This is a genomic window from Snodgrassella sp. ESL0323 (genome assembly GCF_013346865.1).
Taxonomy (GTDB): Bacteria; Pseudomonadota; Gammaproteobacteria; order Burkholderiales; family Neisseriaceae; genus Snodgrassella; species Snodgrassella alvi.
Window position 1 is genome coordinate 119,534 of sequence record NZ_JAAEDT010000028.1, and the last position, 12,852, is coordinate 132,385.

Sequence of the window (12,852 nt, forward strand, 5' to 3'; positions counted from 1 at the left end):
CTTTCTACTCTTAGCGGGCGCGGAAAACGATGCGGGCACGAGTCAAATCGTACGGAGTCAATTCCACGGTCACTTTGTCACCAGGGGAAATACGAATGTAATGCATGCGCATTTTCCCGGAGATATGACCTAAAACGACATGATCGTTTTCAAGTTTAACTTTAAAAGTTGCGTTGGGCAGGGTTTCAAGAATTTCACCCTGCATTTGTATGGTATCTTCTTTAGCCATAATACTTAACGACGTGATGATAATGATTTCATCGCAGAGCGCTTCATCAGATGTTCGTACTGACTACTCATTACATAAGAAGCGATTTGCGTTTTAAAATCCATGGTCACCACCACCAGAATAAGTAGTGAGGTGCCACCTAGGTAGAAAGGTACATTCATCGCAGAAGTCAGTACTTCCGGAATCAGGCACACGATAGCAATATAAATTGCGCCCCAAAAAGTCAAACGCAATACAACTTTCTCCAGATAACGGCTGGTTTGCTCCCCAGGCCGGATACCGGGAACGAAAGCACCACTTTTCTTCAGATTTTCTGCCATTTCCCTTGGACTGAACACCAAAGCCGTATAGAAATAACAAAAGAAGATAATAGTAGCTGCAAATAACAAAATATAAACAGGCTGACCATGTTGTAGGAATGTTGCCAGTTTCTGTAACCAACCATCCTGATTTGCTGAACCAAACCAACTTAACAGAGTAGAAGGAAACAAAATGATACTGGAGGCGAAAATTGGCGGAATAACCCCGGCCATATTCAGCTTAAACGGCATATGAGAGTTTTGCGCCTGCATAATGCGGTTACCTACCTGGCGTTTGGCATACTGAACAGGTATCTTACGCTGAGCACTTTCAATATATACAACAGCATATACCAGCGCTAACGCACCAACAATCAGAGCAACAGCCATCAGATAACTAATGGATCCCTGGCTGGTCAGCGTCAGCAAACGACCAACACCGGCTGGCAAGCCGGCTGCAATACCTGCAGTAATAATCAGCGAAATGCCGTTTCCTATACCGCGCTCAGTAATCTGCTCGCCTAACCACATCAGAAACATGGTTCCTGTCACCAGACATACCATAGTCGAGAAGTAAAATTCAAATTTACCAGCAACAACTACATTTTGCTGGTAAACGAATGCAGCGGCAGCGAAGCTTTGCAAAGTTGCCAGCAAAACAGTGCCATAACGGGTATATTTAGTTAAAGTACGACGCCCAGCTTCACCTTCTTTTTTTAATGCTTTCAAAGAAGGAATAATTTCAGAAGCCAGTTGGATAATAATTGACGCTGAAATATAAGGCATTATACCTATTGCAAAAATACTGAACCGTTGCAGAGAACCACCGGAGAACATATTAAGCATACTTAATATGCCTCCGCCGGCACTTTCATACAATTTGGTCAAAGCAGCACCATCCACACCGGGCACTGGAATATGTGAACCGATGCGGAATACAACCAACGCACCAAGTAAAAATAACAGACGATTTTTTAAATCACCGAACTTTGAAAGTCCTGTTGCGGATTGCGGATTAGCCACTTGAGTCCTTGCCTTATTCTGCTACTTTACCACCGGCAGCTTCAATGGCCTGTTGCGCACCTTTGGTGGCCTTAATACCATTTAAAGTTACCGCCTTATCAATACTGCCTGATGCAATAATTTTAACATTCAGAGCAGTAGCAGGCACCAGTCCGGCCTGTTTCAGTACTAAAACATCAATTTGATCAACTGCAATTTTAGCTAGCTCATCTAAACGCACTTCAGCATTCAGATTAGCAGTCAGGGATTTAAAGCCGCGTTTCGGCAGACGGCGCTGCAAAGGCATCTGACCGCCTTCAAAGCCGACTTTATGATAACCACCTTTACGGCTTTTCTGACCCTTATGGCCTCGGCCACAGGTTTTGCCTAAACCGCTGCCAATGCCACGGCCTACGCGGCGGGCCGCGTGTTTAGCACCTTCAGCAGGTTGAATGGTATTCAAAAGCATGTTACTTCTCCACTTTCAAAAGGTAGCTGATTTTGTTGATCATGCCACGATTTTCGGGGGTATCAAGCACTTCAACAGTGTGCTCGCGGTGACGTAACCCTAAACCGCGTGCACAGGCACGATGAGCGGCAATAGTGCCAATCAAGCTTTTAACCAGAGTAATGCGTATGGTTTTTTGCTCACTCATGATCTGCTCCTAAAATTTCTTCTACGGTCAGGCCACGTTTAGCAGCAATCTCAGCCGGTGTATACAGTTTAGATAATCCGTCTAGAGTTGCGCGAACAATATTGTATGGATTGGTTGAACCATGTACTTTAGCAGAGATATTATGAATACCCATTGCATCAAATACCAGACGCATTGGACCACCTGCTTTCACACCATTACCTTCTTTAGCCGGTTGCATGAATACACGGGTTGCACCATGACGACCAATTACTTCGTGATGAATAGTACGTCCATTCAAAGGCACTTTGATCATATTGCGGCGAGCTTGATCCATAGCTTTCTGTACAGCCACAGGTACTTCTTTAGATTTACCTTTGCCCATACCGATGCGACCATCGCCATCACCTACTACAGTTAAAGCCGAGAAGGCCATAATGCGGCCACCCTTAACCACTTTGGTCACACGGTTTACGGCAACCATTTTTTCAATCAGGCCGTCACCGCGTTCTTCAGTTTCGTGTTTTGCCATATTTCTGGTCTCCAGTTTATTAGAAGCTCAAACCGTTTTCACGGGCTGCCTCAGCCAAGGCTTTAACGCGACCATGGTATTGAAAACCAGAACGGTCAAAAGCCACTGCATCAATGCCGGCTGCTTTGGCTTTTTCAGCAATGCGTTTGCCAACCACAACAGCAGCATCTACATTGCTGCCATATTTAATGCTGGCACGTACATCAGCTTCAAGAGTAGAGGCCTGAGCCAGTACTCGGTCACCTTCAGCGCTAATAACCTGGGCATAAATGTGATTATTGGTGCGGAAAACGCACAATCTCACTTTGTTCAGGGCTGCAATTTTGGCACGGGTTTTACGTGCTCGACGCAGTCTTGCTACATTTTTATCCATCAGTGAGCCTCAATTATTTTTTCTTGGTTTCTTTAATAACGACACGCTCATCCGCATAACGTACACCTTTACCTTTATAAGGTTCCGGCGGACGGAATCCACGAATTTCAGCGGCCACCTGCCCTACTACCTGTTTATCTGCTCCGGCAATAATTATTTCGGTAGCAGAAGGAGTAGTAGCAGTAATACCTTCAGGCAATTCGTAGTTAATCGGATGAGAGTAGCCTAAAGAAAGATTCAATACTTTACCCTCAGCCTGAGCGCGATAACCCACACCAATCAGTTGCAGCTTTTTCTCAAAACCATTGCTCACGCCCACAACCATATTGTGCAACAAAGCACGAACCGTGCCGGATAAAGCATTTGCTTTTGTACTATTATCATTGGCGGTAATAACCAGCTGACCTTCGTTCAATGCTACATTCACTTCAGCGTGCTGATGTAGAGACAATTCGCCGTTTTTACCTTTAACAATGATAGCCTCTGGAGAAAACTTTACGTCAACGCCAGCCGGAACCACTACCGGATGTTTTGCAATTCGAGACATGTTTTCTCCTTAGGCAACTACGCACAATAACTCACCGCCAATACCATTAGCACGGGCTTTACGGTCAGTCATTACACCTTTAGAAGTGCTCACAATCACAACGCCCAAACCATTCATTACAGAAGGAATGTCGTTGGAACCTTTATACACACGCAGACCAGGACGTGATACGCGCTGAATGCGCTCAATTACCGGCTGACCAGCATAGTATTTCAATTGTATTTCCAATGTCGCCTTGGTTTCAGCAGATACGGCGAAATCTTCTATGTAACCTTCTTCTTTCAAAACTTTAGCAATTGCTACTTTCAGTTTTGAAGAAGGCATACTTACAGAAGCTTTATTCGCACGCTGAGCGTTGCGAATACGGGTCAACATATCGGAAATAGGATCATGCATACTCATATTTTATACTCCTATTACCAGCTGGCTTTGATGACACCCGGAATTTCACCACGCATGGCGATTTCACGGATTTTAGTACGGGCCAAGCCGAATTTACGGAAATTACCACGCGGACGACCGGTCAAAGCGCAGCGACGACGTTGACGAATCGGAGCAGCATTACGCGGAATAGCCTGCAGTTTCAGACGTGCCTGAAAATGTTCTTCATCAGTCGCGTTAGCGTCATTGATGATGGCGAAAATGGCTTCGCGCTTTGCAGCATATTTTTTTGCCAAAGCTTCACGCTTCAGCTCACGATTAATAAGTGCTTTCTTAGCCATAATTAACCCTTAAACGGAAATTTGAACAGAGACAGCAGTGCTTTGGCTTCTGCATCAGTTTTAGCAGTAGTGGTAATAGTAATATTCAAACCACGCAAAGCATCAATTTTATCGTATTCAATTTCCGGGAAAATAATTTGTTCACGCACGCCCATGTTGTAATTACCACGACCGTCGAATGATTTACCATTTACACCGCGGAAGTCACGTACACGCGGCAAAGCGATTGCAATCAGACGATCCAGAAATTCATACATACGATCACGGCGCAAAGTTACTTTGCAACCAATAGGGTAATTATCACGGATTTTAAAGCCTGCAATTGACTTGCGTGCTACAGTTACTACTGGTTTCTGACCAGCAATTTTTTCCAGATCACCAACTGCATGTTCCATTACTTTTTTATCGGCAACCGCTTCACCAACACCCATGTTGAGGGTAATTTTTTCAATACGCGGTACTTCCATGATAGATTTGTAACCGAACTGTTTGGTCAACTCAGGAACAACAGTAGTGTTATAAAAGTCTTTTAAACGAGCCATTGATTACTCCTTAGGCTCCCACGGCGGCACCGGTAGATTTATATACACGGGTACGCACTACTTTGCCGTCTACAGTTTCTACTTTGATACCTACGCGGTCAGCTTTTTGGGTTTCCGGATTGAAAATCGCTACATTGGAAATAGCCAATGGCGCATCTTTGGTGATTACACCACCTTCAATCCCACGCATGGGGTTAGGTTTCTGGTGACGTTTAACACGATTTACGCCGTCAACAATCACTTTATCACCCAAAACACGCACTACTTTACCCTGTTTGCCCTTATCTTTACCGGCAATAATGATCACCTGATCACCAGTTTTAATCTTTTTCATTGCAACCTCACTTACAGTACTTCAGGAGCCAATGAAACGATTTTCATGAATCGCTCAGTACGTAGCTCACGGGTTACCGGGCCAAAAATACGGGTACCAATTGGTTCCAGTTTGGTATTCAACAGCACGGCTGCATTGTTATCAAATTTGATCAGTGCTCCGTCATTACGACGTACACCTTTAGCTGTACGTACTACCACAGCGTTATATACATCGCCCTTTTTAACGCGACCACGGGGAGCTGCGTCTTTTACGGCCACTTTAATAATGTCGCCTACAGATGCGTAGCGACGCTTAGATCCACCTAATACTTTGATGCACATTACGCGACGCGCACCAGAGTTGTCAGCCACATCTAAGATGGTCTGCATTTGAATCATGTTATTACCTTTAAAAATCCAACTTAATTTACCGCTTTCAGTCAGCCTGTTACCACTTAATAGCTGTCTGAAACCATTAACGGTTCTAGTAAACCAGTCTTGGGTCCCGAAGGGAGAGTTCCGGCGACTGCCGGAGACTTTCAAGAAACTGAAAGTTAAGGAACGAAGTTTACAGACAATATCTGATTGTCGCAAGACTTCGTTCCCTAATTGCAGCACATTGTTGTGTTAATTACACATTACGTGCTTTTTCAATCAGCTCAGTTACAACCCAGCTTTTGGTTTTTGACAACGGGCGACCCTCGGAAATGACAACAACGTCACCAATACCGTATTGGTTTTGCTCATCGTGCGCATGGATTTTAGTAGAACGACGGATTACTTTACCATACAGCGGGTGTTTCACTTTACGTTCCACCAATACTGTTACAGTTTTATCCATTTTGTCGCTCACGACTTTGCCCTGCAAAGTACGTACGTTTTTAGCTTCAGTCATTATTCACCATCCTTCTGATGCAAAATGGTTTTTACACGAGCAATATTACGACGCACTTTTTTCAGCTCACTGTTTTTACCCAGCTGGCCGGTGGCGTGCTGCATACGCAAACCAAACTGCGCTTTCAACAGACCAACCAGTTCTTCGTTTAACTGCTCAACAGATTTGTCTTTCAATTCACTGGTTTTCATTATTGACCTACCTGGCGTTTAACAAATACAGTCTGAATCGGCAATTTGGCTGCAGCCAGTTCAAAAGCCTGACGAGCCAATGTTTCATCAACACCGTCCATTTCGTAGAGCATTTTGCCCGGCTGGATTTCAGCAATGTAATATTCCACATTACCTTTACCGCCACCCATACGAACCTGAATTGGTTTTTCAGTAATAGGTTTATCCGGGAATACGCGAATCCAGATACGACCGCCACGTTTAATATGACGGGTCATTGCACGACGTGCTGCCTCAATCTGGCGTGCAGTCAAACGACCGCGACCCACAGCTTTCAGACCAAAATCACCAAAGCTAACTTTATTGCCACGAGTAGCAATACCGGTGTTGCGGCCTTTTTGCTGTTTGCGGTATTTCATTCTAGTTGGCTGCAGCATTTCGACCACCTGCCTTTCTGCTGTGTTTCTTGTCCTGTTCCGGCTTAGCCTGAATTTCACCTGGTGTCAGTTCACCTTTGTAAACCCAGACTTTGATACCGATAATGCCATATGTAGTTTTGGCTTCGCTAGTAGCGTAGTCAACATTGGCACGCAGGGTATGTAAAGGCACACGACCTTCACGATACCATTCGGTACGCGCAATTTCGATACCGTTCAGACGACCTGAAGACATAATTTTGATGCCTTTAGCGCCAACGCGCATAGCATTCTGCATAGCGCGTTTCATGGCACGACGGAACATAACGCGTTTTTCCAGTTGTCCGGCAATATTGTCCGCAATAATTTGCGCATCGATTTCCGGTTTACGGATTTCTTCGATGTTTACATGCACCGGCACGCCCATGATTTTCTGCAAATCACGTTTTAATACTTCAATGTCTTCACCTTTTTTACCGATTACAATACCAGGACGGGCACTGTAAATAGTAATACGTGCAGATTTTGCCGGGCGTTCAATTACCACGCGACCTACAGAAGCATTTGCAAGACGTTTGCGTAAAAAATGACGTACGTCGATATCTTCTTTCAGCACTTTGGAAAAGTCGCCGCTTTTGGCAAACCACTTGGAAGACCAATCTTTATTCACTGCCAGGCGAAAGCCTGTAGGGTTAATTTTTTGTCCCATCGCTTTTCCTTAGTTGCCTACAATCACGTTGATGTGACAAGTTTGTTTTTCGATGCGGTTACCACGACCTTTAGCACGTGCCTGAAAACGTTTCAGACTCGGACCTTTGTCGATATAAATAGTAACCACTTTCAGTTCATCGATATCAGCACCTTCGTTGTGTTCGGCATTGGCCACTGCAGATTCCAGTACCTTTTTAATCAGTTCAGCACCTTTTTTCGGGCTGAATGTCAAAATATTCAACGCCTGGGCAATATCTTTACCACGTACTAAGTCAGCTACCAGACGGGCTTTTTGTGCTGAAATACGGGCATTTTTGTGTTGTGCACTAACTCTCATGTTTTATCCCTTATTTTTTAGCCTTCTTATCAGCCAAATGGCCTTTGAAGGTACGGGTCAATGAGAACTCACCCAACTTATGACCAACCATGTTATCGCTGATAAATACCGGCACGTGAGTACGGCCGTTGTGTACAGCAATGGTCAGACCGATAAAATCAGGCAGAATAGTGGAACGACGTGACCAGGTTTTAATCGGGCGTTTGTCGTTATTAGCACGAGCCGCATCGACCTTTTTCAGTAAATGCAGGTCGACATATGGGCCTTTTTTTAATGAACGAGCCATATCAGTTAACCTTTATTTGAGTAACGGCGGCGAACAATCATATTGTTCGTGCGTTTATTACGACGAGTACGATAGCCTTTAGTCGGTGTACCCCATGGGCTAACCGGTTCACGAGCTTCACCAGTACGACCTTCACCACCACCATGCGGGTGGTCAACCGGGTTCATCACAACACCGCGTACGGTCGGACGAACACCACGCCAGCGTTTAGCACCGGCTTTACCCAGTTTTTGCAGGCTTTGTTCTTCATTGCCTACTTCACCAATGGTAGCACGGCAGTCAACATGAATTTTACGTACTTCACCTGAACGCAGACGCAGCTGTGCATATACGCCTTCTTTTGCCAGCAATACAGCAGATGCACCGGCTGAACGGGCAATCTGTGCACCTTTACCCGGTTTCATTTCGATACAATGAAGAGTTGTACCTACCGGAATATTGCGGATTGGCAGATTATTACCAGCTTTAATTGCAGCTTCAGAACCGGAAACCAATACGGCACCTACCTGAACATTACGCGGCGCAATAATGTAACGGCGTTCACCATCCGCAAAACACAATAACGCAATATGAGCGGTACGGTTCGGATCGTACTCAATACGTTCTACTTTAGCAGCGATACCGTCTTTATCATTACGTTTAAAGTCAACAATACGATAATGGTGTTTGTGACCACCACCTTTATGACGGGTTGTAATGCGTCCGCCATGATTACGACCAGCAGTTGAAGACTGTTTTTCTAATAATGGTGCATAGGGTGCACCTTTGTGCAAGCCTTCCGCAACCACGCGTACCATGCCGCGGCGGCCAGCAGAAGTCGGCTTCATTTTAACAATAGCCATAGTGCTTATTCCTTATCTGCAGAAGCGGCAGCAGATTCAATATCCAGCTCCTGACCAGCCGCCAGGCTGACATAAGCTTTCTTAACATCACTGCGCTTACCGATGGTACGGCCAAAACGTTTGTTTTTGCCTTTAATGATAGTTGTGGCTACAGAATCCACTTTCACATTAAATAATAGTTCCACTGCTGCCTTAATTTCAGGTTTAGTGGCATTCGGCAATACTCTAAACGTCATCTGATTGCGTTTTTCAGCCAGCATGTTGCTTTTTTCGGAAACAACAGGAGCCAAGAGCACTTGCATTAAACGTTGTTGATTCATACCCATTGCTCCTCAAGTTGTGCAACTGCTGCTTTGGTAAGCACCACTTTCTTAAAGCGTAACAGATTGTACGGATCAGTTTGCTGTGCTTCCAGAACCAGTACATTCGGCAGGTTGCGGCTAGACAAGTAAACGTTTTCATCCAGCTGTTTGGTAATGAACAATACCTGCTCCATACCCAGATTTTTAACCTGTTCAGCAAATGCTTTGGTTTTAGGAGTAGCAGCAGACAATTCATCAATAACAAACAGGCGTTCATCGCGTACCAGCTGAGACAGAATGGCTGCCATACCCGCACGGTACATCTTACGATTTACTTTCTGGGTAAAGTTTTCATCTGGTTTATTCGGGAACGCACGACCACCACTGCGCCACAGCGGAGAAGATGTCATACCAGAACGGGCACGGCCGGTTCCTTTCTGACGCCATGGTTTTTTAGTGGAGTGTTTTACTTCGGCACGGGTTAACTGTGAACGGTTACCGGAACGGGCATTGGCCAGAAAAGCTGTAACCAGCTGGTGAACCAGATCTTCATTGTATTCACGTGCAAACAATGCGTCAGACGCAGCAACTGCACCTGCAACCTGACCCTGAGCATCAATTAATTTCAGTTCCATTACGCACCTACCTTCACGCTCGGACGCACGACAACGTCGCTGTTAACCGCACCGGGCACCGCACCTTTTACCAGCAATAACTGACGTTCGGTGTCTACGCGTACGATTTCCAGATTCTGAATGGTGGACTTAACGTTACCGTACTGTCCGGCCATACGTTTACCACGGAATACGCGACCCGGATCCTGTGCCATACCGGTTGAACCAGGCACACGATGAGAGCGTGAGTTACCGTGAGAAGCACGCTGAGAACCAAAATTGTGACGTTTGATGGTGCCAGAAAAGCCTTTACCTTTACTGGTACCAGTGACATCAATTAACTGACCTGCTGCAAAAATGCCGACATTGATTTCAGCACCGGGAGACAATTCAGCTAGTTTTTCTTCAGAAACAGCAAATTCAACCAAGCCACGACCGGCTTCAACACCTGCCTTGGCAAAATGACCTGCTTGCGCCTTGCTTACGCGATTGGCTTTTTTCTGACCAAAAGTTACCTGTACGGCAGTGTAGCCGTCAGTAGCTTCGGATTTGAGTTGAGTGACGCGATTAGCAGACATATCCAGTACAGTTACCGGAACTGATGCGCCGTTCTCATCGAACACGCGCGTCATGCCTACTTTGCGCCCAACCAGACCTAAAGTCATAGTTATTTCCTTTTATAAAGGGACCAATTACGATTGATTGGCCTCGCACAAATAAAGAATCTTGCCGACGTAAAATCGGCAAGATGGCGATAGTATCATGTTTATTCTGCATGAATCAATTTTTTATGCAAGTAAAGCACGGATTTTTAGATAAAAAACAACGTTTATGCCTTATACATGACTATTTATCTGGATTTCGGGCATTTTTACTCTGCCTGAATATAAATATTATCTGATTAATTCATCAGTTATACTTTGCAGAAACTGAAGTCGTTCAGGCTTCAGTTTCCCGTCTGCCGCAGCCTGTTTCAGTGCACAGCCGGGCTCCTGACGATGAGTACAATTATGAAAGCGACACTCCCCGATATACTGACGCATATCAGGGAAATAATGCAGCAGATTACTAACTGACAAATGATGTAAGCCAAATGCCTGCAATCCAGGCGAATCAATAAGCTGACTGTGTGCATCCAGATCATATAATTGCGCATGAGTCGTGGTGTGACGGCCTGAATCCAGTGCCGCTGAGATGTCACCTACCCGTGCCTGTTCATTACCCAGTAATGAATTGGTTAAAGTTGATTTACCCATACCTGACTGACCTAACAGGATTGCCCGCTCTCCCTGTAAATAGCTGCGCAGCTCAGCCACATTATATAAGGCACTAATATTGATCACCTGATAACCGAGACTCTGATAAAACGTCAATTTTTCGAGCCAAGGCTTATTTTGTGGTAAATCTGCTTTATTTAATACGATCAGTGGCAGTATACCCGCAGCCTCTGCAGCCAGTAATGCACGCTGCAATAATAATTCACTGGGCGTCGGTACAGCAGCCAGTACGATTAGCATAAGGGTAACATTGGCCGCAATGAGTTTACTGCGCGTAGCATCCTGCCGGTAAAGCAGACTGCGCCGGGGTAAATAATCCTCAATTACAGCCTGCTGCTGATTGATATGACTAATATGGACTTCATCACCACAGGCAAAATCAACTCTTTTCTTTCGCGTAGTGGCTTCATAAATTTTACCCGCATATGTTCGCACTATGAAGCGGCGTCCGAAACTGGTAATAATCTGTGCTGTTAATAATTCATTCACAGGCTGCGCCATTCTCAGTCTGCCTTTACGGCTGTTTGTAATGCCGCAATACGTTCCCGTGCTCCCGGATGCGAATCATAAAACCGCGAATACCAGATATCGCTAACCAGACTGGAGGCATTAGTACGATAAAGTTTGGTTAAAGCATGAATCAGATCATCGGCATTTGCATATTTTGCTGCAAAACGGTCTGCTTCAAATTCATTTTTACGGGACAAAACACTCGACAATGGTGAAAACGGAAAAGTAAATACGGGCAGTACCAGCATAAATAATAATAAAGCCATAGCATGACTGACTTCATGCACACCAAGACCAGTATAAAAACCTGTCTGCGGTAATAGCCAGCCTAAAACAGCAAAAATTATCAGAGCCAGTATAAAAGTAACAATCATTTGTTTGAATACATGTTTGTGAGCAAAATGACCTAACTCATGCGCCAGCACAGCCTCAACCTCACTTATCTGCATATCTTTCAGCAAGGTATCAAAAAATACGATGCGCTTATGTTTCCCAAGTCCGGTAAAATAAGCATTACCGTGCCCGCTGCGTCTGGAGCCATCCATTACAAAAATACCATCACTCTGAAAACCTGTACGCTGCAACAAATTTTCAATCCGGGTTCGCAATGCATCATCTTTCAACGGTTCAAATTTATTGAAAAGCGGCGCAATCCACTTTGGAAAAGCCCACATCAGCAACAAGGAAAAACTGACCCATACCAGCCATACAGCCAGCCACCATGCGCCACCAAACCAGTGTGCTGCAATCAGAATCCGCATCAGCCACAGAATAATATACAGTAAGGGCAAGCCAACAATAATGGCTAAAAGACTACCTTTAAGCTGATCAGCAATAAAAGTAACCATGGTCATTTTGTTAAAGCCAAATTTTGCCTCCAGACAAAAACTGCGATACCAGGCGATCGGCCAGCCAAGAATCATATTAACCAGAGCAAACAGACCAATAAGCACAATTCCCTGTGCAATATCGTGCTGCACCCATTTCTGACTTAAATGCGCTAATAGATCAAGACCGCCACCAAGTGTGAATATCAGCAATAATAATGCCTGAAACAGAATTTCATAACGAGCCAGACGCTGCTTGGCCAAAGTATAATCCGCTGCTTTCTGATGTTCTGCCAGAGACACGCTTTGTACAAAAGCCGCCGGAACATGGCTACGATGAGCCAGTACAGCTTTACTTTGGCGAACCGAAAGATATAACTGACCACATATGCTGCAGATGAAAAATAATAAAAACAATATATAAACCGTTTGGGCAGAAAGATAAAATGCCATAAAAACACTTCGTACC

Annotated in this window: 24 protein-coding genes; all 24 read right to left on the minus strand. The window is 44.8% G+C overall.

What is annotated here, in order from left to right; genetic code table 11:
* Positions 1-10 precede the first annotated feature (10 nt).
* The 24 genes from infA to GY065_RS12035 all read right to left on the minus strand — a co-directional run bounded on the left by infA (position 11) and on the right by GY065_RS12035 (position 12,836).
* On the minus strand, positions 11-229 hold the full coding sequence (infA, locus tag GY065_RS11920; protein WP_003684714.1) for a translation initiation factor IF-1: 219 nt from the start codon (positions 227-229) through the stop codon (positions 11-13).
* 5 nt (positions 230-234) lie between these two features.
* Positions 235-1,551: a preprotein translocase subunit SecY gene (secY, locus tag GY065_RS11925; protein WP_100116885.1), complete on the minus strand. Its 1,317-nt coding sequence runs from the start codon at positions 1,549-1,551 to the stop codon at positions 235-237.
* Positions 1,552-1,564: 13 nt separating this feature from the next.
* A complete protein-coding gene (rplO, locus tag GY065_RS11930) occupies positions 1,565-1,999 on the minus strand; it encodes a 50S ribosomal protein L15 (protein ID WP_037474011.1) in 435 nt (144 codons plus the stop codon).
* Position 2,000: 1 nt separating this feature from the next.
* Positions 2,001-2,186 carry a 50S ribosomal protein L30 gene (rpmD, locus tag GY065_RS11935; protein ID WP_025331692.1) on the minus strand — a complete coding sequence of 62 codons (186 nt, stop codon included), beginning with the start codon at positions 2,184-2,186 and terminating at the stop codon, positions 2,001-2,003.
* The gene (gene rpsE / locus GY065_RS11940) at positions 2,179-2,697 is read right to left on the minus strand and encodes a 30S ribosomal protein S5 (RefSeq protein ID WP_025331693.1); all 519 of its coding nucleotides are present in this window, start codon (positions 2,695-2,697) and stop codon (positions 2,179-2,181) included. The genes rpmD and rpsE overlap by 8 nt, the downstream gene beginning before the upstream one ends.
* A 19-nt stretch (positions 2,698-2,716) precedes the next feature.
* Complete coding sequence (rplR, locus tag GY065_RS11945; RefSeq protein WP_025331694.1) at positions 2,717-3,070, minus strand: 50S ribosomal protein L18; 354 nt, start codon at positions 3,068-3,070, stop codon at positions 2,717-2,719.
* Positions 3,071-3,083: 13 nt separating this feature from the next.
* Positions 3,084-3,617 (minus strand): 50S ribosomal protein L6, encoded by a 534-nt coding sequence (gene rplF / locus GY065_RS11950; protein ID WP_037474543.1) that lies wholly within the window; start codon positions 3,615-3,617, stop codon positions 3,084-3,086.
* 9 nt (positions 3,618-3,626) lie between these two features.
* Positions 3,627-4,019 (minus strand): 30S ribosomal protein S8, encoded by a 393-nt coding sequence (gene rpsH, locus GY065_RS11955; RefSeq protein ID WP_037474546.1) that lies wholly within the window; start codon positions 4,017-4,019, stop codon positions 3,627-3,629.
* Positions 4,020-4,033: 14 nt separating this feature from the next.
* The gene (rpsN, locus tag GY065_RS11960; RefSeq protein WP_025331697.1) at positions 4,034-4,339 is read right to left on the minus strand and encodes a 30S ribosomal protein S14; all 306 of its coding nucleotides are present in this window, start codon (positions 4,337-4,339) and stop codon (positions 4,034-4,036) included.
* A gap of 2 nt (positions 4,340-4,341) precedes the next feature.
* Complete coding sequence (gene rplE, locus GY065_RS11965; protein WP_025331698.1) at positions 4,342-4,881, minus strand: 50S ribosomal protein L5; 540 nt, start codon at positions 4,879-4,881, stop codon at positions 4,342-4,344.
* 10 nt (positions 4,882-4,891) lie between these two features.
* Positions 4,892-5,215, minus strand: coding sequence for a 50S ribosomal protein L24 (gene rplX, locus GY065_RS11970; RefSeq protein WP_025331699.1), 324 nt, complete (start codon positions 5,213-5,215; stop codon positions 4,892-4,894).
* Positions 5,216-5,226: 11 nt separating this feature from the next.
* Positions 5,227-5,595, minus strand: coding sequence for a 50S ribosomal protein L14 (rplN, locus tag GY065_RS11975; protein ID WP_025331700.1), 369 nt, complete (start codon positions 5,593-5,595; stop codon positions 5,227-5,229).
* A gap of 232 nt (positions 5,596-5,827) precedes the next feature.
* Complete coding sequence (gene rpsQ / locus GY065_RS11980) at positions 5,828-6,091, minus strand: 30S ribosomal protein S17 (protein WP_025331701.1); 264 nt, start codon at positions 6,089-6,091, stop codon at positions 5,828-5,830.
* Complete coding sequence (rpmC, locus tag GY065_RS11985) at positions 6,091-6,282, minus strand: 50S ribosomal protein L29 (protein WP_025331702.1); 192 nt, start codon at positions 6,280-6,282, stop codon at positions 6,091-6,093. The genes rpsQ and rpmC overlap by 1 nt, the downstream gene beginning before the upstream one ends.
* On the minus strand, positions 6,282-6,698 hold the full coding sequence (gene rplP / locus GY065_RS11990; RefSeq protein ID WP_037394618.1) for a 50S ribosomal protein L16: 417 nt from the start codon (positions 6,696-6,698) through the stop codon (positions 6,282-6,284). The genes rpmC and rplP overlap by 1 nt, the downstream gene beginning before the upstream one ends.
* Positions 6,682-7,386 carry a 30S ribosomal protein S3 gene (gene rpsC, locus GY065_RS11995; RefSeq protein ID WP_037394614.1) on the minus strand — a complete coding sequence of 235 codons (705 nt, stop codon included), beginning with the start codon at positions 7,384-7,386 and terminating at the stop codon, positions 6,682-6,684. The genes rplP and rpsC overlap by 17 nt, the downstream gene beginning before the upstream one ends.
* Positions 7,387-7,395: 9 nt before the next feature.
* A complete protein-coding gene (rplV, locus tag GY065_RS12000) occupies positions 7,396-7,725 on the minus strand; it encodes a 50S ribosomal protein L22 (protein WP_037394611.1) in 330 nt (109 codons plus the stop codon).
* A 10-nt stretch (positions 7,726-7,735) separates the two neighbouring features.
* Positions 7,736-8,011 (minus strand): 30S ribosomal protein S19, encoded by a 276-nt coding sequence (gene rpsS / locus GY065_RS12005; protein WP_025331704.1) that lies wholly within the window; start codon positions 8,009-8,011, stop codon positions 7,736-7,738.
* Between the two features lie 5 nt (positions 8,012-8,016).
* A complete protein-coding gene (gene rplB, locus GY065_RS12010; RefSeq protein ID WP_174834262.1) occupies positions 8,017-8,853 on the minus strand; it encodes a 50S ribosomal protein L2 in 837 nt (278 codons plus the stop codon).
* A 5-nt stretch (positions 8,854-8,858) separates the two neighbouring features.
* Positions 8,859-9,173, minus strand: coding sequence for a 50S ribosomal protein L23 (rplW, locus tag GY065_RS12015; RefSeq protein ID WP_025331706.1), 315 nt, complete (start codon positions 9,171-9,173; stop codon positions 8,859-8,861).
* Positions 9,170-9,790, minus strand: a complete 621-nt coding sequence (rplD, locus tag GY065_RS12020) for a 50S ribosomal protein L4 (protein WP_025331819.1) — start codon at positions 9,788-9,790, stop codon at positions 9,170-9,172. Before rplD ends, rplW begins: the two co-directional genes overlap by 4 nt.
* Entirely contained in the window at positions 9,790-10,434 is a 645-nt protein-coding gene (rplC, locus tag GY065_RS12025) for a 50S ribosomal protein L3 (RefSeq protein ID WP_174834263.1), read from the minus strand. Before rplC ends, rplD begins: the two co-directional genes overlap by 1 nt.
* 228 nt (positions 10,435-10,662) lie before the next feature.
* Positions 10,663-11,547 (minus strand): ribosome small subunit-dependent GTPase A, encoded by an 885-nt coding sequence (rsgA, locus tag GY065_RS12030; protein ID WP_174834264.1) that lies wholly within the window; start codon positions 11,545-11,547, stop codon positions 10,663-10,665.
* Between the two features lie 2 nt (positions 11,548-11,549).
* Entirely contained in the window at positions 11,550-12,836 is a 1,287-nt protein-coding gene (locus GY065_RS12035) for a M48 family metallopeptidase (RefSeq protein WP_174834265.1), read from the minus strand.
* Between the last annotated feature and the right edge of the window lie 16 nt (positions 12,837-12,852).

Coding starts and splice junctions, on each gene's coding strand:
- rpsC (WP_037394614.1), bottom strand. CDS start 7,386: ATGGGACAAAAAATTAACCCTACAGGCTTTCGCCTGGCAGTGAATAAA.
- rpsS (WP_025331704.1), bottom strand. CDS start 8,011: ATGGCTCGTTCATTAAAAAAAGGCCCATATGTCGACCTGCATTTACTG.
- rpsN (WP_025331697.1), bottom strand. CDS start 4,339: ATGGCTAAGAAAGCACTTATTAATCGTGAGCTGAAGCGTGAAGCTTTG.
- rpmC (WP_025331702.1), bottom strand. CDS start 6,282: ATGAAAACCAGTGAATTGAAAGACAAATCTGTTGAGCAGTTAAACGAA.
- rplN (WP_025331700.1), bottom strand. CDS start 5,595: ATGATTCAAATGCAGACCATCTTAGATGTGGCTGACAACTCTGGTGCG.
- rsgA (WP_174834264.1), bottom strand. CDS start 11,547: ATGGCGCAGCCTGTGAATGAATTATTAACAGCACAGATTATTACCAGT.
- rplC (WP_174834263.1), bottom strand. CDS start 10,434: ATGACTTTAGGTCTGGTTGGGCGCAAAGTAGGCATGACGCGCGTGTTC.
- rplF (WP_037474543.1), bottom strand. CDS start 3,617: ATGTCTCGAATTGCAAAACATCCGGTAGTGGTTCCGGCTGGCGTTGAC.
- rpmD (WP_025331692.1), bottom strand. CDS start 2,186: ATGAGTGAGCAAAAAACCATACGCATTACTCTGGTTAAAAGCTTGATT.
- rplR (WP_025331694.1), bottom strand. CDS start 3,070: ATGGATAAAAATGTAGCAAGACTGCGTCGAGCACGTAAAACCCGTGCC.
- rplX (WP_025331699.1), bottom strand. CDS start 5,215: ATGAAAAAGATTAAAACTGGTGATCAGGTGATCATTATTGCCGGTAAA.
- rplE (WP_025331698.1), bottom strand. CDS start 4,881: ATGGCTCGTTTAAAAGACTTTTATAACACTACTGTTGTTCCTGAGTTG.
- infA (WP_003684714.1), bottom strand. CDS start 229: ATGGCTAAAGAAGATACCATACAAATGCAGGGTGAAATTCTTGAAACC.
- rpsH (WP_037474546.1), bottom strand. CDS start 4,019: ATGAGTATGCATGATCCTATTTCCGATATGTTGACCCGTATTCGCAAC.
- rplB (WP_174834262.1), bottom strand. CDS start 8,853: ATGGCTATTGTTAAAATGAAGCCGACTTCTGCTGGCCGCCGCGGCATG.
- rplW (WP_025331706.1), bottom strand. CDS start 9,173: ATGAATCAACAACGTTTAATGCAAGTGCTCTTGGCTCCTGTTGTTTCC.
- GY065_RS12035 (WP_174834265.1), bottom strand. CDS start 12,836: ATGGCATTTTATCTTTCTGCCCAAACGGTTTATATATTGTTTTTATTA.
- rplP (WP_037394618.1), bottom strand. CDS start 6,698: ATGCTGCAGCCAACTAGAATGAAATACCGCAAACAGCAAAAAGGCCGC.
- rplD (WP_025331819.1), bottom strand. CDS start 9,790: ATGGAACTGAAATTAATTGATGCTCAGGGTCAGGTTGCAGGTGCAGTT.
- rpsE (WP_025331693.1), bottom strand. CDS start 2,697: ATGGCAAAACACGAAACTGAAGAACGCGGTGACGGCCTGATTGAAAAA.
- rpsQ (WP_025331701.1), bottom strand. CDS start 6,091: ATGACTGAAGCTAAAAACGTACGTACTTTGCAGGGCAAAGTCGTGAGC.
- rplV (WP_037394611.1), bottom strand. CDS start 7,725: ATGAGAGTTAGTGCACAACACAAAAATGCCCGTATTTCAGCACAAAAA.
- rplO (WP_037474011.1), bottom strand. CDS start 1,999: ATGCTTTTGAATACCATTCAACCTGCTGAAGGTGCTAAACACGCGGCC.